At 69.5% G+C, this 20478-nt stretch carries 17 protein-coding genes; 14 read left to right on the top strand and 3 right to left on the bottom strand.

Features of this window, described 5'->3' with window-relative positions:
* The first annotated feature begins 108 nt into the window (after positions 1 to 108).
* Positions 109 to 1212 carry an alkene reductase gene (locus WDLP6_RS00200; protein ID WP_162590727.1) on the top strand — a complete coding sequence of 368 codons (1104 nt, stop codon included), beginning with the start codon at positions 109 to 111 and terminating at the stop codon, positions 1210 to 1212.
* A gap of 16 nt (positions 1213 to 1228) precedes the next feature.
* Here WDLP6_RS00200 and WDLP6_RS00195 read toward each other — a convergent pair whose 3' ends face one another.
* Both WDLP6_RS00195 and WDLP6_RS00190 read right to left on the bottom strand, forming a co-directional pair.
* A complete protein-coding gene (locus WDLP6_RS00195) occupies positions 1229 to 2602 on the bottom strand; it encodes a sensor histidine kinase (protein WP_162590726.1) in 1374 nt (457 codons plus the stop codon).
* Positions 2599 to 3288: a response regulator transcription factor gene (locus WDLP6_RS00190; RefSeq protein ID WP_162565162.1), complete on the bottom strand. Its 690-nt coding sequence runs from the start codon at positions 3286 to 3288 to the stop codon at positions 2599 to 2601. Before WDLP6_RS00190 ends, WDLP6_RS00195 begins: the two co-directional genes overlap by 4 nt.
* A 172-nt stretch (positions 3289 to 3460) precedes the next feature.
* Here WDLP6_RS00190 and WDLP6_RS00185 point away from each other — a divergent pair, with 172 nt between their 5' ends.
* The 10 genes from WDLP6_RS00185 (at position 3461) to creC (ending at position 14289) form a co-directional block, all read left to right on the top strand.
* A complete protein-coding gene (locus WDLP6_RS00185) occupies positions 3461 to 3868 on the top strand; it encodes a hypothetical protein (protein WP_162590725.1) in 408 nt (135 codons plus the stop codon).
* Positions 3865 to 6969: an efflux RND transporter permease subunit gene (locus WDLP6_RS00180; RefSeq protein ID WP_162590724.1), complete on the top strand. Its 3105-nt coding sequence runs from the start codon at positions 3865 to 3867 to the stop codon at positions 6967 to 6969. Before WDLP6_RS00185 ends, WDLP6_RS00180 begins: the two co-directional genes overlap by 4 nt.
* Positions 6966 to 7805 (top strand): alpha/beta hydrolase, encoded by an 840-nt coding sequence (locus WDLP6_RS00175; RefSeq protein ID WP_162590723.1) that lies wholly within the window; start codon positions 6966 to 6968, stop codon positions 7803 to 7805. Before WDLP6_RS00180 ends, WDLP6_RS00175 begins: the two co-directional genes overlap by 4 nt.
* 41 nt (positions 7806 to 7846) lie before the next feature.
* Entirely contained in the window at positions 7847 to 8122 is a 276-nt protein-coding gene (locus WDLP6_RS00170; protein ID WP_162565158.1) for an acyl carrier protein, read from the top strand.
* Complete coding sequence (locus WDLP6_RS00165; RefSeq protein WP_162590722.1) at positions 8119 to 9408, top strand: beta-ketoacyl-[acyl-carrier-protein] synthase family protein; 1290 nt, start codon at positions 8119 to 8121, stop codon at positions 9406 to 9408. The genes WDLP6_RS00170 and WDLP6_RS00165 overlap by 4 nt, the downstream gene beginning before the upstream one ends.
* An 18-nt stretch (positions 9409 to 9426) precedes the next feature.
* Complete coding sequence (locus tag WDLP6_RS00160; RefSeq protein WP_162590721.1) at positions 9427 to 10557, top strand: sterol desaturase family protein; 1131 nt, start codon at positions 9427 to 9429, stop codon at positions 10555 to 10557.
* 135 nt (positions 10558 to 10692) lie between these two features.
* On the top strand, positions 10693 to 10887 hold the full coding sequence (locus WDLP6_RS00155; protein WP_162590720.1) for a heavy-metal-associated domain-containing protein: 195 nt from the start codon (positions 10693 to 10695) through the stop codon (positions 10885 to 10887).
* A gap of 70 nt (positions 10888 to 10957) precedes the next feature.
* Positions 10958 to 12007, top strand: coding sequence for a cupin-like domain-containing protein (locus tag WDLP6_RS00150; RefSeq protein WP_162590719.1), 1050 nt, complete (start codon positions 10958 to 10960; stop codon positions 12005 to 12007).
* A 58-nt stretch (positions 12008 to 12065) separates the two neighbouring features.
* Entirely contained in the window at positions 12066 to 12824 is a 759-nt protein-coding gene (creB, locus tag WDLP6_RS00145) for a two-component system response regulator CreB (RefSeq protein ID WP_162590718.1), read from the top strand.
* A 25-nt stretch (positions 12825 to 12849) separates the two neighbouring features.
* On the top strand, positions 12850 to 14289 hold the full coding sequence (gene creC, locus WDLP6_RS00140; RefSeq protein ID WP_162590717.1) for a two-component system sensor histidine kinase CreC: 1440 nt from the start codon (positions 12850 to 12852) through the stop codon (positions 14287 to 14289).
* On the opposite strand, the gene WDLP6_RS00135 is transcribed toward creC, so the two are convergent.
* A complete protein-coding gene (locus WDLP6_RS00135) occupies positions 14282 to 16678 on the bottom strand; it encodes a penicillin-binding protein 1A (RefSeq protein WP_443083385.1) in 2397 nt (798 codons plus the stop codon). The genes creC and WDLP6_RS00135 overlap by 8 nt on opposite strands.
* 219 nt (positions 16679 to 16897) lie before the next feature.
* Between WDLP6_RS00135 and WDLP6_RS00130 the strand changes: the two genes are divergently transcribed.
* From WDLP6_RS00130 to WDLP6_RS00120, 3 genes are read left to right on the top strand one after another with little or no spacing between them, the layout of a single operon-like run.
* Complete coding sequence (locus WDLP6_RS00130) at positions 16898 to 18976, top strand: VIT and vWA domain-containing protein (RefSeq protein WP_162590716.1); 2079 nt, start codon at positions 16898 to 16900, stop codon at positions 18974 to 18976.
* 13 nt (positions 18977 to 18989) lie between these two features.
* Complete coding sequence (gene xrtQ / locus WDLP6_RS00125) at positions 18990 to 19922, top strand: exosortase Q (RefSeq protein WP_162590715.1); 933 nt, start codon at positions 18990 to 18992, stop codon at positions 19920 to 19922.
* Positions 19903 to 20475 carry a hypothetical protein gene (locus WDLP6_RS00120; protein WP_162590714.1) on the top strand — a complete coding sequence of 191 codons (573 nt, stop codon included), beginning with the start codon at positions 19903 to 19905 and terminating at the stop codon, positions 20473 to 20475. Before xrtQ ends, WDLP6_RS00120 begins: the two co-directional genes overlap by 20 nt.
* Positions 20476 to 20478 lie beyond the last annotated feature (3 nt).

The following is a 20478-nucleotide window of genomic DNA, read 5'->3' as shown; positions in this document are numbered from 1 at the left end:
TTCTGCGGCAATTGCCTACCAGCAAACCGACAACCCCGCGGCAGCAGGGCCGCACGGGCTCGTTTACCGTCGGCCTTGTTTTCTTCCACCCTCATCCATCCGATCACGATGTCCTCCCTCTTCGAACCTCTCCAGGCCGGCGATCTGCAGCTCGCCAACCGCGTCGTCATGGCCCCGCTCACGCGCAACCGTTCGCCCGATGCCGTGCCGCGCGACATCGCCGCCACTTACTACGCGCAGCGCGCCAGCGCCGGCCTGCTGATCACCGAAGCCACCGCCATCAGCCACCAGGGACAAGGCTATGCCGACGTGCCGGGCCTCTACGGCACCGAGCAGCTCGATGCATGGAAACGTGTGACCGATGCGGTGCACGCGAAGGACGGCAAGATCGTCGTGCAGCTCTGGCACGTCGGCCGCGTCTCACACACGGAGCTGCAGCCGGAGGGCGGCCAGCCGGTCGCGCCCTCGGCCATCACGGCCAGGACCAAGACCGTGCTCATCAAGGACGGCGTGCCGACCTTCGTCGAAACCTCCGCGCCGCGCGCACTCGACGCCGGCGAGCTGCCCGGCATCGTCCACACCTATGCCGCGGCCGCGCGCAATGCCGTCGAGACGGCCGGCTTCGATGGCGTCGAGGTGCACGGTGCCAACGGCTACCTGCTCGACCAGTTCCTCAAGACCAGCAGCAACCAGCGCACCGACGACTACGGCGGCCGCATCGAGAACCGCGCCCGTCTGCTGCTCGAAGTGACGCGTGCTGTCGTCGACGCGGTCGGCGGCGGGAGAACCGGCATTCGACTGTCGCCGGTCACCCCCTCGAACGACGTGCATGACGATGACCCGCAGCCGCTGTTCGACTACGTCGTCCGGCAACTGGCCCCGCTTGGCCTCGCCTACATCCACATCATCGAAGGCGCCACCGGCGGTCCGCGCGACATCGAGGACCGGCCCTTCGACTACGAGGCGCTCAAGGCCGCATACCGCAAGGCCGGCGGCAAGGGCGCATGGATGGTCAACAACGGCTACGACAAGCCGCTCGCCGAAGAGGCGCTGAGAGAAGGCGACGACCTCGTGGCTTTCGGCAAGCCCTTCATCTCCAACCCGGACCTGGTGCGCCGCCTGCGCGAAGGCGCAGCGCTCAATCCGTGGGACAAGAACACCTTCTACGGCGGCGACGAAAAGGGCTACACCGACTATCCCGCACTGGCCTGAGCGGCCGGACGGCTGCTCAGTCCGGCCCGAAGGCCAGGCTCACGCGCAAGCCGCCCTCGTCCGTCGCCCTGGCGAAGCTGAGTTCGGCGCCGAGCAGCTTCGCGTAGCGCGCCACGATCGCGAGCCCCAGCCCGGCGCCCTGCCCCAGCATGTGGCCGGCCGGCCCCTGCGACCAGCGTTGCGTCAGGTCGCGCTGCAGCTCGGGCGGGATGCCGGGACCGTCGTCGACCACGCCGAGCGTACGGCCGGCCAGCTCGATGGTGATCGTGCGGCCGCCATAGCGCAGCGCGTTGTCGATCAGGTTGTCGAGCACGCCTTCGACCAGCGCAGCATTCGCCTGCACCGTCACCGCATCGTCGAGCCCGCGCGCCCCCAGGTCCACGCCGCGCGCATCGGCACGCGCCAGATGGCGCAGCACGGCCTGCTCCGCCAGCTGATCAAGCCGCAGCGGCTCGCGCGGCAGCCCCGCATGCCCTTCGTCGGCCAGCGCCAGGCCCAGCAGCTGGTCGACCAGGTGGCTGGCGCGCGCCTGGCTCGCGGCGATGCGTTCGAGCTGTTCGCGCCACACCGCGGGCGTCGACTGCGCCAGCCCGTACTCCGCGAGCGCGCGGATGCCGGCCAGCGGCGTGCGCAGTTCGTGCGCCACGTTGCCGGCGAACTCGCGCTGCGCGCGCACGCTGTGGCCGAGCCGTTCGAACAATGCGTTGACGGCATCGCCGAGCCGCTCGAGTTCGCGCGACGTGTGCGCCACCACCACCGGCGACAGGTCCTGCGCATCGCGCCGATCGAGCGCGCGCTGCAGTCCGCCGAGCGGACGCAGATCGCGCTCGATGCCCCGCCACAGCCAGGTCGCGAGCACCAGCAGCAGCACGCATTGCGGCGCCAGCGAATAGACCAGCAGGCGCTCCAGCATCGCGGTGCGTGCGCGCGTGGTCTGCGCGATCACCACGTGATAGGCATCCGGCGTCTTGTGCCTCAGCACCACGGCGCGCAGCTGCTTGCCCTGATAGCTCACGTCGGAGAAGCGATAGAGTTCGCCGCCGTCGGGCATCGGCGCCTGCAGGCCTGCATGGCCCGCGAGCAGCGAGCCGTCTGGCCGCAGCACCGCGAAGTACACCGCCTCGGTCTGATCGAACAGCACGGTCGTGACTTCGCGCGGCGACAGCAGCAGCTCGATGCCGCGCTCGCCCGCCTGCACGTTGGCCGACACCGAATAGGCATCGTCGAGCATGGCGCGGTCGAAGGCCTGTTCGGTGAAGTAGTTCGCGATGACCAGCGCCACGGCGGTGCCGACCAGCCAGGTCAATGCCAGCGGCAGCAACACATGCCGCAGCACGCGCGCGGTCAGCGACGGCGCGTTCGCCGCGGTGACGCGCGCCGCTTCGCTCACTCCTCCGCTTCCAGCAAATAGCCGATGCCGCGCAAGGTACGGATGCCAGCGCCGCTGCCGGCGAGCTTCTTGCGCAGCCGCGAGATGAAGGCCTCGAGCGCGTTGTCGCCGAGCGATTCGTCGAAGGTCGACAGCTTGTCCGACATGGCGCGCTTACTGACCGTGCGGCCCGGCGGGCTCATCAGTTCCCACAGCACCTCGAACTCCCGTGCCGGCAGGTCGAGCGGAACGCCCGCGACGGCGAAGCGCCGCGCCTTGCGATCCAGTTTCAGCCGGCCCAGCGTCGCGACGTCCTCCGTGCCCTGCGCGCGACGCACCAGTGCGCGCAGGCGCGCCTCGACCTCGGCCAGGTCGAAGGGCTTGCCGAGGTAATCGTCGGCGCCGGCATCCAGTCCCGCGATGCGTTCCTCGGTGCGATCGCGCGCGGTCAGCACCAGCACCGGCGTCCGGTCGCCGCGTGCGCGCGCGTGGCGCAGCGTGGTCAACCCGCTGGCCAGCCCGCTGGTTGGACTGGCCGTGGCCGGCAGGTTGAGATCGAGCAGCACCGCATCGAAGGGCTGCACGCGCCACAGGTGATCGGCGTCTTCCACATTCGCCGCCACATCGACGCGATGACCCGCGTCGCGCAGGCTTCGCAGCATCACGTCGCGCAGCACCGCATCGTCTTCGACCAACATGATTCGCATGGGATGGCTCGCAATCAAAAAGTACGTATTTCTACAGCACGCAAGGGTCAGTGGGAGGTCAGCGTTGCAACGCGATAAACGCAGCATGAGGATACGACAGCGGGCCGCATGTGCGGCCCTTTCCCTTTGTATGGGCGCAGCGCTCGCGGCATGCAGCGATCACGGTGCGTCCGTGGTCGATGCAGAGCCGCCGGCGCCCACCGTGCAGGGGCATCAGATCCGTTTCGCGCCGGACCATCCGCAGCTCAGGCTGCTGCCGCTCACCGCAGCCGCTCCCGGTACATCCACCCCGGGCGTCGTGGTGCCGGCCGCGGCAGTGATGCTGCATGGCGCGCGGCATTCGGTGCTGGTCGAGGTGCAGCCCGGCGTGTTCGAGTCGCGCAACGTGCGCGTCGCCCACCTCGGCGCCTCGGAGGTCGCCATCTCGCACGGTCTCGCAGCCGGCGAGCTGGTGGTCAGCGACAACGCACTCCTGCTGGCCCGCGAGCTGTGCGAAGCGCAGAGGTCGGCGGCCATCGTCACCGGGCCGGACGATCCGGAACACGTCGCGGCCAGCGCACTGGGCAGCGGCAAGCCATGAAGCGATCGATCCGGTATGTGCTCGACCGGCCTCTCCTCATCGTGCTCGGCACGCTGCTGTTCGTGATGGTCGGCCTCCTTGCCTTCAGGAAGCTCCCGTTCGAGGTCTTTCCCGACGCGAGCGACATCCAGGTGACCGTGATCGCGCTCTACCCGGGCCATGCCGCCGAAGAAGTCGAGCGACAGGTCACGCTGCCGATCGAGGTCGCGCTGTCGGGCCTGCCTCATGCAATCCGCGTGCTGTCGCACACGCAGTTCGGCCTCTCGTTCACCGTCGTCACTTACAACGACGCGGCCAGGGTGCAGGACGCGCGCCAGCAGATCGCAGAGAGACTGCGCAGTGTCGACCTGCCCTCCGAAGCGAAGGCCGACATCGCGCCCAACACCACGCCTGCGGGCGAGATCCTGCGCTACCGGCTGCGCGGCGATGCGCTCTCGACCACCGAGCTGCGCAGCATCCAGGACTGGGCCGTGGAACGTCAGCTGCGGCAGGTGTCCGGCGTGGCCGATGTGGTCGTGATGGGCGGTGCCATCAAGCAGTACGAGGTGCAACCCGACCTCGACAAGCTGCGGGCCTGCAAGCTCAGCCTGCAGCAACTGCTCGATGCGCTGGGCCGCGGCAATGCGAGTGCCAGCGGCAGCTATCTGGCGCAGGGCGCGCAGCAGTACGCGATCCGCGGCATCGGCCTCCTGCGCTCGGCCGACGACATCGGCCGCATCGTCGTCTCCGCGCGGGACACGACACCGATCCTCGTGCGCGACGTAGCGCATGTGGAGATCGGCGCGTTGCCGCGTCTCGGCACCGTGGGCCAGGATCTCGACGATGACGTGGTCACGGGCGTCGTCGTGATGCGACGGGGCGAGAATGCCAGCGTGGTGCTGAACAACATGAAGAACAAGATCGCCCAACTCAACGGGCGCGGGCTGCCGGCCGACGTGCAGATCGTGCCCTTCTACGACCGCACATCGTTGATGCGCGAAGCGCGCGCGACCCTGCTGCGCAACCTGGTCGAAGCCGCGCTGGGGGTCTCGCTGACGCTCTGCCTGTTCCTGTGGAACCTGCGCGCCAGCCTGGCCGCGGCGGTGGTGATGCCGCTGGCCTTGCTGGGCGCCTTCCTCGGTCTGGCCCTTGGCAGCGTACCGGCCAGCCTGTCGAGCCTGGGCGCGATGGACTTCGGCATGCTCGTGTGCGGCGCGGCGATCGTGGTCGAGAACATCCTGCATCGCCTGTCCGAAGGACCCGGACTGCAAGACCGCGACGAGCGGCGCCGCGCCCTCATCGAGGCCACGGCCGAAGTCGGCCGGCCGACGCTGTTCGCGATGCTGATCCTGATCGCGGCGCAGCTCCCGATTCTGGCGCTGCAGCGCCAGGAGGGCCGCCTGTTCCCGCCGATGGCACTGTCGAGCGGCAGTGCGCTGGCGGCTGCGCTGATCTTCTCGTTGACGCTGGTGCCGCTGCTGGCCGGCGGGCTGTTGCGGCGCAGGCCGCCGCGTGGCGACAACCGCATCGCCGCCGCCGGCCAGCGCCTCTATGCGCCGGTGCTCGACTGGGCGCTGGGCCATCGCAGGCAGGTGGCGGCCGTCGCGCTCGCGGCATGCGCGCTGGCGCTGCTGGCCGCATCGCGCCTCGGTTCGGAGTTCATGCCCGAACTCGACGAAGGCTCGGTCTGGATTCATCTGCAGCTGCCCTCCAGCGTATCGACCGCCGAGGCCGGCCGCATGCTGCACAACGTGCGCCAGGCGCTGCTGACGGTGCCGGAGGTTCGCACTACCGTGTCCAAGGCAGGCCGGCCCGAGGACGGCACCGACCCGCGCACCATCAGCATGGCCGAAGTCTTCGTCGACCTGAAGCCGCGCGACCAGTGGCGCGACGGCGTGACCAAGCCGCAGCTGATCGACCAGATGGACCGCGCCGTCTCGGCGCTGCCCGGCATGGCACCGACCTTCTCGCAGCCGGTGCGCGACAACCTGCTCGAGTCGATCTCGCAGACCGACGGCCAGATCGTGGTCCGGGTCGCGGGCGACGACGATGCGACGCTGCGCCGCATCGCCGAATCGATCGAGCACGAAGTCAAGCAGGTGCGCGGCGTGTCCCTCGCCGGCTTCGACCGGGAAGGCCATCTGCCGCAGCTCGCGATCGACATCGACCGCGAGCGCGCCGCGCACGCCGGGATCAACGTGAACGACGTGCAGGACATGATCGAGGTGGCGCTCGCCGGCAAGCCGGCCACCTTCCTGTGGGAAGGCGAGCGCAAGTTGCCGGTCGCCGTGCGTCTGCCCGAATCGCGCCGCACGGTCGCGACGCTGGGCAGCATGCCGATCGCCACGCCGGACGGCAGCGACACCCCGCTCGCCGCGGTCGCCGACATCCGCGAAACCAGCGGTGCCATGGACATCGCGCGTGAAGCGGGCCGCCGCACGATGGCCGTCGGCGTCTTCATCAAGGACCGCGACATGGGCTCGGTGGTGCGGGACATGCAGGCCCGCGTCGCGCGCCACATCCGGCTGCCGGCCGGCTACACGGTCGCATGGTCCGGCGAGTTCGAGAACCAGGCGCGTGCGATGGCACGGCTCGCAGTGGTGGCGCCGGTCTCGCTGCTGCTGATCTTCGTGCTGCTGCTCGAGGTCTTCAAGTCGCTGCCGATGGCGGCGCTGGCGCTGCTGAGCGTGCCGCTGGCCATGGCGGGTGGCTGCCTGGCGCTCTGGATCTCCGGCATGCCCCTGTCCGTCGCGGCCGTCGTCGGCTTCATCGTGCTCGCGGGCCCGTCGGCGCTGAGCGGCATGCTGATGCTGTCGGCATTCCAGCAGTTGCGCAATGACGGCCGCCCGGTGATCGATGCCATCCGCGAAGGCGCGATGGGCCGGCTGCGCGCCGTGGGGATGACGGCCAGCCTCGCGGCCGCGGGCCTGCTGCCGATGGCGCTGTCGCACGGCGCCGGCGCCGAGCTCCTGCGTCCGCTGGCGGTCGTGGTGATCGGCGGCCTCTTCACCGGCACGCTGCTCGCGCTGGTGGTCCTGCCCGCGTCCTGCCTCGCGTGGTTCGCGCCCAAAGCCGCGGCCGCAGCAAGCGCCGAGGCCCATGCAACCGAGGTGGTCCTGTGAGCGCGCGCGAGTCCTTCGACACTGCCGGCGTCGGCCACCCGGCCGCGCGCCGCACGGCCGTGGTCCTGCTGCACGGCCTGTGCAGCACGCCCGACGAACTGCGCCCCGTCGAGTCCTCCCTGCGCAGCCTCGGTTACGCCATCCACCCGCTGCCGATCGCGGGCTATTCCTTCGATGCCGAGCTCACGGTGCAGCGCGCCACGCCCTTCGCCGGCTGGATCGATGCCATCGAGCAGAAGGTCGACGCGCTGCGCGCCACCCATGACCGCGTGATGCTGATCGGCATCTCCGCCGGCGCCTCGCTCGCGCTGGGCGCGGCAATCCGCTGCGGCCGGCGCGTCGACGCGCTGGTGCTGATGTCCACCACGCTGCGCTTCGACGGCTGGTCGGTTCCGCGCCGCCAGTTCTTCTTGCCGCTCGCGTTCTACACCCCGCTCGGTCGCTTCTGGAAATACCGCGAGCGTCCGCCCTACGGCGTCAAGAACGAACGCGTGCGCGCCTGGATCGAGCGCGAGCTGCGCACCCGCCGCATCTCCAGCGCCGGCGCCTCGGTGATCGGCATCGCCCACCTGCGCGAGCACGACCGCCTGATCCGCCACGTGCGCGCGCGCCTCGCCCAGGTGGTGTGCGAAGACGTGCTGGCGCTGCACGCGCGCGAGGACGAAGTCGCCAGCATCGCCAACCTCGACATCCTCGCGCGCGGCCTGCGCTGCGCTTCGTTCCGCACCGTCATCCTGGGCAACAGCTTTCACATGATCACCATCGACAACGATCGCCAGCAGGTGATCCGCGAGACCCTCGAATTCGCCGCAGCCGTTGCGCACGGCACCGCCTGAAGGCGCGGCACGCCTTCGCTCTGACCAAGGAGAACGCACCCATGAGTTCCACCACCTTCAACAGCATCGCCAAGATCCTGGAAACCGAGTTCCATCTGGAGCCCGCCGTCATCCAGCCCGATGCGGCACTGGCCGATCTCGGCCTCGACTCGCTCGCGCTGATGGAGTTCGTCTTCGCCGTCGAGGACGCCTTTCGTCTTCGCATCCCGGAAGAACGCCTCGACCCGCGCGAAGCCGGCATCACGCTGCAGCGTCTGTGCGAAGTGATCGACCAGATGGAGCTCGAGCCGCGCAGCGCGCTCGCTCCCACCGCATGAGGGCCGGTGATGCCGCAGCCGGCGTGCGCGCGAGCCATCGCCGGGAGGGCGCCGCGCACGCGGGCCGCGTGGCGGTCACCGGCATCGGCCTGCTGACGCCGCTCGGGCGCACCGCCGAGGCCTTCGACGAAGCGCTGTTCGAAGGGCGCTCGGCGGTCGAGCGCGAAACGCTGCGGCTCGAAGGGCTCGATCCCATGCAGCTCGCGCTGGCGCGCTGCGACTTCGATGCGAGCGCCACGCGCAGCACCTCGCGCCTGCCGCTGGACCGCGGCACGGCGATGGCCCTCTGCGTCGCACAGGACGCCGCAGCGCAGGCCGGGCTGGCGCCTTCGAGTGTCGATCCCGAACGCCTGGGCGTGTTCTGGGGCAGCGGCATGGCCGGTGCCGCCACCTTCGACAGCACCGCCGCGGCGCTCTACGGCGAGCACCGGCGCATGCGTCCGACCACGGTGCTCACGGTAATGCCGAATGCGGCCGTCGCCGAGATCGCGCTGCACTTCGGCGCCCGCGGTTCGGCCATCGGCTATGCCTGCGCCTGTGCGTCGTCGGCCGTGGCCATCGGCGAGGCAATGCGGGCGATCCGCGGCGGCTGGCTCGATGTCGCGATCGTCGGCGGCCACGAGGCGATGCTGACACCGGGCCTGATGGCGGGCTGGCAGGCGATGCGCGTGCTGGCGACGCCGCCGGCGGATGCGCCGTCCACCGCGTGCCGGCCGTTCTCGGCCGACCGCACGGGTTTCGCGCTGGGCGAGGGCGCGGCGGCACTGGTGCTCGAGTCCGAATCGCATGCGCGCGCGCGCGGGGTGCCGGCGCATTCGATGCTGATCGGCTATGCGACCAATTGCGACGGCAGCCACATCACCAATCCGGATTCCGCGGGGCAGTCGCGCGTGATGCGCGCGGCCCTGCGCGACGCCGGGCTGGAGGCGGCGCAGATCGGCTACATCAATGCCCACGGCACGGCCACCTCGGCCGGCGATGCGGCAGAGGCAGCGTCGATCCTCGCGGTGTTCGGCAACCAGGTGCCGGTGAGCGCGACCAAGGCGATCCACGGCCATCTGCTGGGCGGCGGCGGCGCGGTGGAGCTGGTCGCGACCTTGCGTGCGCTGGCGCGCGAAGCCTTGCCCCCCACCGCGCATCTGCACACGCCCGATGCCGCCTTCGACCTCGACTTCGTGCGCGGCGCCGCGCGCGAGGCCGCGGGCCTGCGCCATGCGATGTCCAACTCCTTCGCCTTCGGCGGCACCAACGCGGTCATCGTCGCCGCGCGCACGACGGCGGACTGAAGAGGACGCGCGGCATCCATGCACCGGCTGGTGGTCTTCGCGGTGCCGGTGTTCGCGCTGCTGATGGCCTGCGAGTTCATCTACGGATGGCTGCGCAAGCGCAACACCTATCGCTTCGACGACACCGTCGCCAGCCTGAGCCAGGGCCTGCTGAGCCAGGCCGTCGCGGCGTGCACGCAGCTGTTCCAGATCGGCCTGTATGCGTGGGTCTATCCGGCACTCGCACTCTGGACACGGCCGGATTTCTGGGGCAGCGCCATCGGCTGGACGCTGGCGATCCTGCTGTTCGACTTCTGCGACTACTGGCTGCATCGCGCCGGTCACGAGTCGGCCGTGTTCTGGGCCGCGCATTCCGTGCACCACCAGAGCCGGCGCTTCAACCTCTCGACCGCGCTGCGGCAGGAAAGCCTGGTGGCGCTGCTGGGATGGGCGTTCTATCTGCCGATGGCCGTGGTCGGCGTGCCGCCCGAGCAGTTCGGCCTGGCCGGACTGGTGGTGCTGCTCTACCAGTTCTGGATCCACACCGAGCACATCGGCAAGCTCGGCTGGTTCGACCGCGTGTTCTCGTCGCCCTCCAACCACCGGGTTCATCACGCGGTCAATGACGAGTACATCGACCACAACTACGGCGGCATGCTGGTGATCTGGGACCGCCTGTTCGGCACCTTCGCCGAAGAGGCGGCGCCCTGTGTCTACGGCACGCGCGAACGGCTCGAGGGCAGCGATCCCCTGCATGCGGTCTTCGGGCCCTACGCGCCGCTGTGGCGCGACGCGCGGCGCACGCGGCACTGGCGCGACAAGCTGCGGGTGTGGTTCATGCCACCGGGCTGGCGGCCCGCGGACGTGGCGCTGCGCGATCCGAAGCCGGCCTTCTCGCTGGCCGCGGCACGCGCCGATACGCCGCCCGCGCACCCGCAGCAAGGCATCGCCGGCGCGCTGCAGTTCCTGCTCTGGACCGCGGTGGCGCTGCGCTTCCTCTGGTGCGCCGACGATCTGCGCTTCGGCGTCGATGCGGCGCTGTTGGCGCTCTGCGGCGCCGGCCTCTGGACGACCGGCGCGCTGCTCGATGCGCGGCTGCGGGCGCGTTCCGCGTGGGGGCTGCAGCTGCTGTGCCTCGGCATCGCCGTGGCGCTGCTCTGGCCGCACTGAGCCGGCGTCCGCGCGGAGACAGCGCAGGCGAAAACCTCACAATGCCGCAAGGTCAAACGGCCGCCGGCTGGACATTCACCTCGTGGGAAGGTTCAGACTTGCATTTCCATTCCATCGACCTCAAGGAGCAAGACGATGAGCCAGAAATTTCAGGTCTCGGGCATGAGCTGCAACCACTGCGTGAGCGCCGTGCAGAACGCGGTGCAGACGGTCGACCCTGAAGCCCAGGTCACGGTCGACCTCGAAAGCGGCCATGTCGACGTGCTGAGCAAGCAGCCACGCCAGGACATCATCGTCGCCATCGAGAACGCCGGGTACCAGGCGCAATAGTGCACACACCGGGCGGCCTACGCCGCCGGGCCGGGTTGCGAAAGCCCGGCGTTCTTTGTAATATCTTTGTATGCATTTGCAAACAGAGGCAGCCGACAGGACAACCGCCGCGCCGCTCGGCGGGCGCGTCCCGGCCGAGTGGCGACCGATCGAACGGGTGGACGGCACGCACCTGAGTTACGAAGACTTCCTGGCCCGCTACATGCACCCGTGCCGGCCGGTGGTGATCTCCAATGTGGCGCCGCAATGGGCTGCCATGCGCAGCTGGACACCGGCACATTTCAAGCAACGCTTCGGCAGCAAGCCGGTCGCCATCGGCTACGGCCGCGACATGCCCTTCGACCAGTTCATCGACGAGGTCGTGGCCTCCACGCCCGAAGCGCCCGGCCCGTACATGTACCGGTCCTTCCTGCACGAAGTGCTGCCGGAACTGCTGCCCGACGTGATCCCGCAGAACAAGTTCTGTTTTCCGCGCCGCTATGCCAGTCCGCTGATGCCCGAGAAATGGCGTCGGCCCGACGGCTACCTCAAGCTGCTCGTGGGCGGTGTCGGCAGCAAGTTCCCGGTGATGCACTTCGACGGCGAGAACGCGCACGCCGCCATCACGCAGATCTACGGCGACAAGGAATTCGTGATGTTCGCGCCCGAGGACGGGCAGTACCTCTATCCGAAGAAGTTCTTCCCGAACCACTCGATGGTCGACGATCCGACCCTGATGGACCTGGATCGCTACCCGCTGCTGGCCAAGGCCACGCAATACCGCACCGTGCTCAAGCCCGGCGACATGATCTTCGTGCCCGCCCAGTGGTGGCATGCGGCGCGCGCGCTGTCGACCTCGATCTCGGTGTGCACCAACATGCTCGACGCCTCGAACTGGGACGGCTTCATCGCCGACGTGGCGCAGGCCGAGCGCGAGAAGATGCCCGCGTTCCGGCTCCAGCTGCTGACCGGCTATCTGCGCGTGCTGGGCAAGGTTCTCACGGCCGTCGAATCGTTCCAGGCCCGATCACCGAAGCTGGCACGCACGCTGGTCCTGCCGCGCGTCATCACGCCGGCTTCCGCGGACGTCGCGCCCGAGCCTTCGCGCCGGCAGCTGAACATCCGGATCCCGACCGCCTGAGCGGGACGCGCCGCGAAGCCGGCGCCCGGACATGGCGCGGCCCGCTACCATGCGGACCATGCCGCCCCTTCCCCGCATCCTGATCGCCGAAGACGAGTCCGGCATCGCGGACACCCTGCAGTACGTGCTGCGCACCGACGGCTTCGAGCCCGTCTGGTGCGCGACCGCCGCGGAGGCCATCGCGCAGTTCATCGCCGAACCACCGGCGCTCGCGATCCTCGATGTCGGCCTGCCCGACATGAACGGCTTCGAACTCTTCAAGCGCCTGCAGATCCTCATGCGCGAGGCCGGCGGCGCGGACGTGCCGATGCTGTTCCTCACTGCGCGCAGCGACGAGATCGACCGCGTGGTGGGGCTCGAACTCGGCGCCGACGACTACGTCGCCAAGCCCTTTTCGCCACGCGAACTGGTAGCGCGGGTGCGCACCATCCTGCGGCGCAGCGGGCGCGCAGCAGCCGGCAACGGCCCCACGAGCGCGGCGGCCGCCGCACCGGCGCCGTCCATGGCGCCGGCAACGCCCTTCGCGGTCGACAACGAACGCATGCAGATCCGCTACTACGGCCGGCTGCTCGAGCTCTCGCGCTACGAATACGGCCTGCTGCGCCTGATGGTGCAACGGCCCGGCCGCGTCTTCACGCGCGACGAGCTGCTGCAGCGGGTCTGGGACGAGGCCAGCGACAGCTTCGACCGCACGGTGGACGCCCACATCAAGACGCTGCGCGCCAAGCTCAAGGCCATCGCGCCCGAGGTCGAGCCGATCCGCACGCTGCGCGGCACCGGCTATGCGCTCAATGAAGACCTCCCTCCCACGCCGTGAACACCGAAGTGCGCGGAGCTCGGGAGTGAGTCGAAGAACTCGAATCTTTATCGGCATCCTGCTGATCTACACCGCGGGCATCGCCTTCCTGCTGTACCGCGTCGTCGCCGACATCGATCCGCGCTACCGCGAGTCGGCCGAGGAATCACTGGTCGAGATCTCGCAGCTGATGGCCAGCCTGGTCGAGCAGGACGTGATCGCCGGCGCGATCAATCCGGCGCGCCTCGAGCCGCTGTTCCGCTCGGTCTACGCGCGCGAGTTCTCGGCCCAGATCTACAACCTGCACAAGCGCCGCGTCGAGCTGCGCATGTACGTCACCGACCGCAACGGCCGCGTGCTGTTCGACTCGCTCGGCCGCCACACCGGCGCCGACTACTCGCAGTGGAGCGACGTCAGCCGCTCGCTGGCCGGCGTCTACGGCGCGCGCACCACGCGCGACATCGAGGGCGACCCGCTGACCTCGGTGATGTACGTCGGCGCGCCGGTGCGCTGGAACAACGAGATCGTCGGCGAAGTCACCGTCGGCAAGCCAGTGCGCAGCTTCGGCCAGTTCGTCGAGGACGCGCGCGCGCGCACGCTGTGGGTCGGCGCCGGCTCGGGCCTCGCGCTGATGGTGCTGGCGATCATCGTTTCGGTCTGGCTGGTACGCCCCTTCGGCCTGATCTCCGACTACCTGGCCTGGATCCGCAGCCAGCATGCGCAGGGCAGCCTCAGCCTCTGGCGCATGGCGCGCCGCGCCGTCGACACGCTGCGCAGCGGCGCGCGCGAACTGCGCGACGCGCTGACCGGCCGCAACTACGTGGCCGACTACGTGCAGACCTTCACGCACGAGATCAAGAGCCCGCTGTCGGCGATCCGCGGCGCGGCCGAGCTGATCCAGGAACCCACGATGCCGCAGGCCGAGCGCGAGCGCTTCCTGGCCAACATCGCGCACGAGACGCTGCGCATCCAGGAGATCGTCGACCGCATGATGGAGCTCACCGCGCTCGAGACGCGGCGCGCGCTGGAGCGCACGCAGACCGTCGCGCTGGTGCCGTTGCTCGAGGAGGTGGCCGCCAGCGCGCAGGCCGCGGCCGCGGCGCGCGAGGTGCGCGTGCTGGTGTCGATCGATGCGCCCGCCTCCACCGAAGGCGATCCGTTCCTGTTGCGGCGCGCCGTCAGCAACCTGCTCGACAACGCGATCGACTTCTCGCCCTCGGGCAGCGAGGTCGTGCTCGCGCTGCGCAGCACCTCGCGCGTCGCGCGCATCACCGTGCGCGACCACGGCAAGGGCATTCCGGACTATGCGAAGGACAAGGTGTTCGAGAAGTTCTATTCGCTCGCGCGCCCGCACACGCAGAAGAAAAGCACCGGCCTCGGCCTGGCCTTCGTGAAGGAGATCGCCACGCTGCATCGCGGCCGCGTCGAGCTGGCGAACGCACCGCGCGGCGGCGCGCTCGCCACGCTCACGCTGCCGCTCACTTGAACAGGTCGAGGATGCGGCTGCGCTCCTCGGGCGCCGGCATCGGGCTCACGGGCGCGCCGGCCAGCTGCTCGGCGGGCGGCGTCGGTCCTTCGTCGACGCCCAGGCTGGCAACGTCGTGGCCCGGCGTGTAGTCGTCGTAGTACCACTCGCCGTCGACCTTCACCACATCGGCCGGCGGCGGTGCCGGCGCGGCCACCGGCACGTCCTTGAGCACCGCGCGCATGTAGTCGATCCAGATCGGCAGGCTCAGGCTGCCGCCGCTCTCGTGATCGCCGAGCTTGCGCGGTGCGTCGTAGCCCATCCATGCGATCGCGACCATGCTGGGTTGGAAGCCGGCGAACCAGGTATCGATCGAATCGTTGGTCGTGCCCGTCTTGCCGTACAGGTCATCGCGCTTGAGCGCCTGGTAGGCCTTGTAGCCGGTGCCGCCGCGCACCACGCTCTGCAGCAGGTTGTCCATGATGAAGGCATTGCGTGGCGAGATCGCGCGCCGGCTCTCGTCGAGCTTCGGCGGCTCGGTCTCGACCAGCACCTTGTCGTCGCGGTCGGTGATGCGCGTCACCAGGCGTGGTGCGATGCGATAGCCGCCATTGGCGAACACCGAATAGGCCGAGGCCATCTGCATCGGCGTGACCGAGCCGGCGCCGAGCGCCATCGGCAGGTAGGCCGGGTGCTTGTCGCGGTCGAAGCCGAAGTTCGTGATCCAGTCCTGCGCGTAGTGCGTGCCGATCGACTGCAGCACGCGGATGGTCACCAGGTTCTTCGACTTCTGCAGGCCCTGGCGCAGGGTCATCGGCCCTTCGAAGGTGCCTTCGTAGTCCTTCGGCTCCCACGGCTGGCCGCCGGTGGTGGCGGCATCGAAGAACAGCGGCGCATCGTTGACGATGGTGGTCGTCGCGAAGCCCTTCTCGAGCGCCGCCGAGTAGATGAAGGGCTTGAAGCTCGAGCCCGGCTGGCGCCACGCCTGCGTCACGTGGTTGAACTTGTTCTGGCCGTAGTCGAAGCCGCCCACCAGCGCCTTGACGTCGCCGCTCTTCGGATCCATTGCGACCAGCGCGCCTTCGACCTCGGGCAGCTGCGTGATCTCCCAGCTGTCCTTCGGCGTCTTCGCCACGCGGATCACCGCGCCGCGGCGGACCCTGACATCGGGCGCGGCCCGGTCCGACAGCGCGGCGCGCACCAGGCCGAGGCCTTCGCCGGTGATGCTCAGCGTGTCGCCGTTGCCACGCACGGCGCGCACTTCCTTCGGGCCAGCCGACAGCACCACGGCCGACAGCACGTCGCCGACATCCGGTTGATCGGCCAGCGCGTCGTCGACCGCGTCGTCGAGCGACGCGGGGTCGTCCGGCAGGTCGACGAAGCTGCGCGGGCCGCGCCAGGGCTGGCGACGTTCGTAGTTCATGATGCCGTTGCGCAGCGCCTTGTACGCCGCCGCCTGATCGGCCGCCACCAGCGAGGTCGTGACCTTGAAGCCGCGCGTGTAGATGCTGTCGCCATACTGCGCGTACATCAGCTGGCGCACCGTCTCGGCCACGTACTCGGCATGCAGTCGGGTCGGGTCGGCCGCCTGTCGCAGCTGCAGCGGTTCCTTGCGCGCCGCGTCCGCCTCGGCAGCCGTGATGAAGCCGGCCTCCTGCATGCGATCGATCACGTAGAGCTGCCGGTTGCGCGCGCGCTCGGGGTTGTTGATCGGATTGTTGGTGCCCGGCGCCTTCGGCAGGCCCGCCAGCATCGCCGCCTGCGCGAGCGTGATGTCCTGTAGCGGCTTGCCGAAATAGGTCTCGGACGCCGCCGCGAAACCATAGGCGCGGTTGCCGAGGTAGATCTGGTTCAGGTAGATCTCGAGGATCTGGTCCTTGCTCAGCTGGTGTTCCAGCCGGAAGGCGAGCAGCACCTCGTAGAACTTGCGGGTGTAGGTCTGCTCGGAACTCAGGTAGACATTGCGCGCCACCTGCATCGTGATGGTGGAGGCGCCCTGGCTCTTGCCACGCTTCATGTTCGCGAGCACCGCGCGCACCAGCCCCTTGTAGTCGATGCCGCCGTGGTCGTAGAAGCGCGCGTCCTCCACCGCGAGCACGGCTTCCTTCATCTGCTTGGGAATGCGCGCGATCGGCATCAGCTCGCGCCGCTCCTCGCCGAATTCGCCGATCAGGACGCCGTCGGACGAGAACACGCGCAGCGGCAGCTTGGGCTGGTAGTCCGACAGCGCCGAGACGTCGGGCAGATTCCGATAGACCAACGCCACCGCGACGCCACCGGCCAGCAGCACCGAGGCCAGGCCGGCCGCGCCCACCAGCGCGAGGCGCTGCAGCCAGGTGCGCCAACCCGGACGCGGGCGAGCGGTGTCGCGCGGTCGGCGCGGGTCGGAATCTCTCTCGATGTGGGGCACGGTTGTTCTCGCTCTCGTCGATCAGGAGCTGCGATGGTGGCTGCACCACCCGCAGCGCATGTGAAGTCCCTTGCCGCTTCACTTCACACAGACTTCACAGAAGACTCGGCTTGCGGCCGATTGGTTCAAACAGGCTTCCCATTGCCTTCTCCGCCGGCTCCGACATTGGTCCCCGTGCACCGTCGCACGACCATCCCCCGAGGGACAAGGACCATCGTCATGGAAGCCATCACACCCCGACCCGGCCGCTGGCTCTGGCTCGCCACGCTGAGCCTCGCGAGCGCCTGCTGCGCAGTGCTCATCGCGCGACCGGTGCAGGCCCAGGAGGCGCCCGGGCCGCGCCTGAAGACCGAGAGCCCGTACTTCTTCGTCCAGAGCGACGATCCGGCGGTCGACCGCCTGCCGCTCAAGGCCACGCAGGTCGACGTGAAGATCTCGGGCGTGATCGCCGACGTCACGGTCACGCAGACCTATCGCAACGAAGGGCAGCGACCGATCGAAGCGAGGTACGTGTTCCCGGGCTCCACGCGAGCCGCGGTCGGCGGCCTCAATGTGCGGCTCGGCGATCGCCTGATCACCGCGCAGATCCGCGAGAAGCAGCAGGCCCGCATCGACTACGACAGCGCGAAGAAGGAAGGCAAGACCGCCGCGCTGCTCGAGCAGCATCTGCCCAACGTGTTCCAGATGAACGTGGCCAACATCCTGCCGGGCGACGATGTGCGGGTCGAGCTGCACTACACCGAGCTGCTGGTGCCGCAGGCCGGCAACTACCAGTTCGTGTTCCCGACCGTGGTCGGGCCGCGCTACAACAGCCCGCAGTCGGAGAACCGCGATGCGAAGTGGGTCGCGCAGCCGACCCTGCACGCGGGCATCGCGCCGAACACCGCCTTCCAGCTGAAGGTCACGCTCGACACGCCGATCGGCATCCGCGAAGTGCGCTCGCTCACGCATGCGGTCGAGGTCGCGAAGCGCGACGAAGACCGGCATGCGGACATCACGCTTGCCGCCGCCAGCGAGCCTGCGAACAACCGCGACTTCGTGCTCGACTACCGCCTCGCGGGCGAGCAGATCGAATCGGGCCTGATGCTCTACAAGGGCCAGGGCGGCAGCGGCGGCGAGGACGCGGAAAACTTCTTCCTCGCGATGGTCGAGCCACCGAAGTCGGTGGCCGCCAGCGCCATCTCGCCGCGCGACTACATCTTCGTGGTCGACATCTCGGGCTCGATGCACGGCTTTCCGCTCGACACCGCCAAGGTGATGCTGGAGCGGCTGATCGGCGGCCTCCGGCCCAGCGACACCTTCAACGTGCTGCTGTTCTCGGGCAGCAACCGCATGCTCTCGCCGCACTCGGTGCCCGCGACGCGCGCCAACATCGCGCAGGCCCTCGCGACGATCCAGAACTACAGCGGCAGCGGCAGCACCGAGCTGATCCCGGCGCTCAGGCGCGCCTATGCGGAGCCCAAGGCCGAAGGCATCTCGCGCAGCATCGTGGTCGTGACCGACGGCTACGTGACGGTCGAGCGCGAAGCCTTCGCGCTGGTGCGGCAGAACCTCTCCAAGGCCAACCTGTTCGCCTTCGGCATCGGCTCCTCGGTCAACCGGATGCTGATGGAAGGATTGGCGCGCGCCGGCATGGGCGAGCCTTTCATCATCACCGACCCGCTGCAGGCGCCGGAGCAGGCCGCGCGCTTTCGGCGCATGGTCGAGTTGCCCGTGCTGACCGACGTGAAGGCGCGCTTCGTGGGCCTCGACGTCTACGACGTGGAACCCGAAACGCTGCCTGACGTGCTCGGCGAACGGCCGGTGATCGTGTTCGGCAAGTGGCGCGGTGAAGCCCGCGGCAGCGTCGTGATCGAAGGCCGCGGCGCCAGCGGGCCGTACCGCCAGGTGTTGAAGATCGACGGCCAGACGCGCCGCGATGCGGCCGCGCTGCGCAGCCTCTGGGCGCGCCATCGCATCGCGAGCCTGAGCGACCAGGAAGCGCTGGAAGGCGGCGACGCGTTCAAGCAGCGCATCACCGAGCTCGGCCTGCGCTATGGGCTGCTGACGCAGTACACCAGCTTCATCGCGGTCGACAAGGTGGTGCGCAATCCAGCGCCACGGAACAGCGTGGGCGTCGACCAGCCGCAGCCGCTGCCCAAGGGCGTCGAGGAATCCGCGCTCGGCCAGACCCTCGGCGCCGAAGTGCCGAGCACGCCCGAGCCCGAGACACTGGGCGCGATCGCCGTGGTGCTGTCGATGCTGGCCATGCTGCGCCGCAGAGCACGACGCCATGACCCGCGCCGTTTCACCGCTTGACGAAGGAACCGGCATGTCACTCGCTGCACTCGCAAGCACCCACCCCCGCGTCTTCGACCGCGGCATCCAGCTCGACCGTGCGCCGGCCTCGGCGTGGCTGGCACTGCAGGCCGCGGCGCTGATGCCGACCTGGCTCTGGATGGCCGCGCGCCTGCGCGACGGCTCGGACGATCCGCTCGGCCTGCTCGCGCTCGCGGCGCTGGTCGTGCTGACCTGGACCTTGCGGCGCGACCTGCGTCCGGCGCCGCGCCTCGGCTGGCTGGCGCTTGCCACCAGCGGCACGTTCGCAGCCACCGTGCTGCGAACCGGCGCGGGCATCGTGCCGGCGCTGCCGCCGCTCGCGGCCGGGCTGCTGGCCGTGCTCGCGCTCGCGTGCGGCCTCATCGCCTTCCTGCCGCGGCGCATTGCCGCGCTGCCGGTCGCGGGCCTGTCGGTGCTCGCGTTGCCGTTGTTGTCGTCGCTGCAGTTCTATGCGGGCTATCCGCTGCGCATCGTGACGGCGGAGGCCAGCCGCTGGTTGCTGGCGCCCTTGTTCGACGTCACGCGTGAAGGCAGCAGCCTGGTGGTTGATGGCCACCTGGTGATCGTCGATGCGCCCTGCTCCGGCGCGCAGATGGTCTGGCTCGGCTACTTCACGGCCTGCGTGGTCGCGCTCTGGGCGCGGCGCGACGACCGCGGCTTCCTGGCCCGGCTGCCGGCCGTGGGCCTCCTGGTGATGGCCGGCAACATCGTGCGCAACAGCCTGCTGATCGGCTTCGAGGGCGCGGGGCATGCGTTGGCGCCCGCGCTGCACGAAGCGCTCGGCCTCGCGCTGCTGGCGCTGCTATGCGGCGGCATCGCCTGGGTAATGGCGCGCGCGCCCAAGCCCCGCGAACACCATGTCGCCCGCACCATCCCGGGCCTGATCACCACCGACGGAGGCCGCCGTGTCGATACCGCTCTTTGACCGCTGGTTCGCGAACCGTTTCGTCAACCGCATTGCCCACAAGGCAGCGTTCGCCGTCGTCATGCTGGCCTGCCTCGCATGGTCGGCCGCCTGCGCATTGCGGCCGTCTCCGGCGCCCGTGGCGATCGCGCCCTTTCACGAGTGGCCGAGCGAATGGGGCGGCGTGCGGCTGCGCCCGCTGGCGCTCGGCGAGGTCGAGCAGCGCTTCGCCGACCGCTTTCCCGGCGCCATCGCACGCCTGACCGACGGCGAACGCATGTTCGTGCTGCGTCAGGTCAACACGCCGACGCGCATGCTGCATCCGGCGGCCGACTGTTACCGCGCGCTCGGCTTTCGGATTGCACAGGTGCGGCTGGAACGCGACGCCGAGGCCCGTCTGTGGCGCTGTTTCGACGCCGAGCGTCGCGGCACGTCGAAGTTGCGTGTCTGCGAGCGCATCGTCGACGCCGAAGGCCGCGCTTTCACCGACACTTCAGCCTGGTACTGGTCGGCCGTCGGCGGACAGTCCCAGGGGCCGTGGCAGGCCGTGACCCTCGCCCGGCGGATCGAGTGAGAG

The organism is Variovorax sp. PBL-E5 (assembly GCF_901827185.1).
Lineage (GTDB): Bacteria > Pseudomonadota > Gammaproteobacteria > Burkholderiales > Burkholderiaceae_C > Variovorax.
Note: the sequence above shows the minus strand (reverse complement) of the source record. Positions and strands in the feature narration are given on the sequence as shown.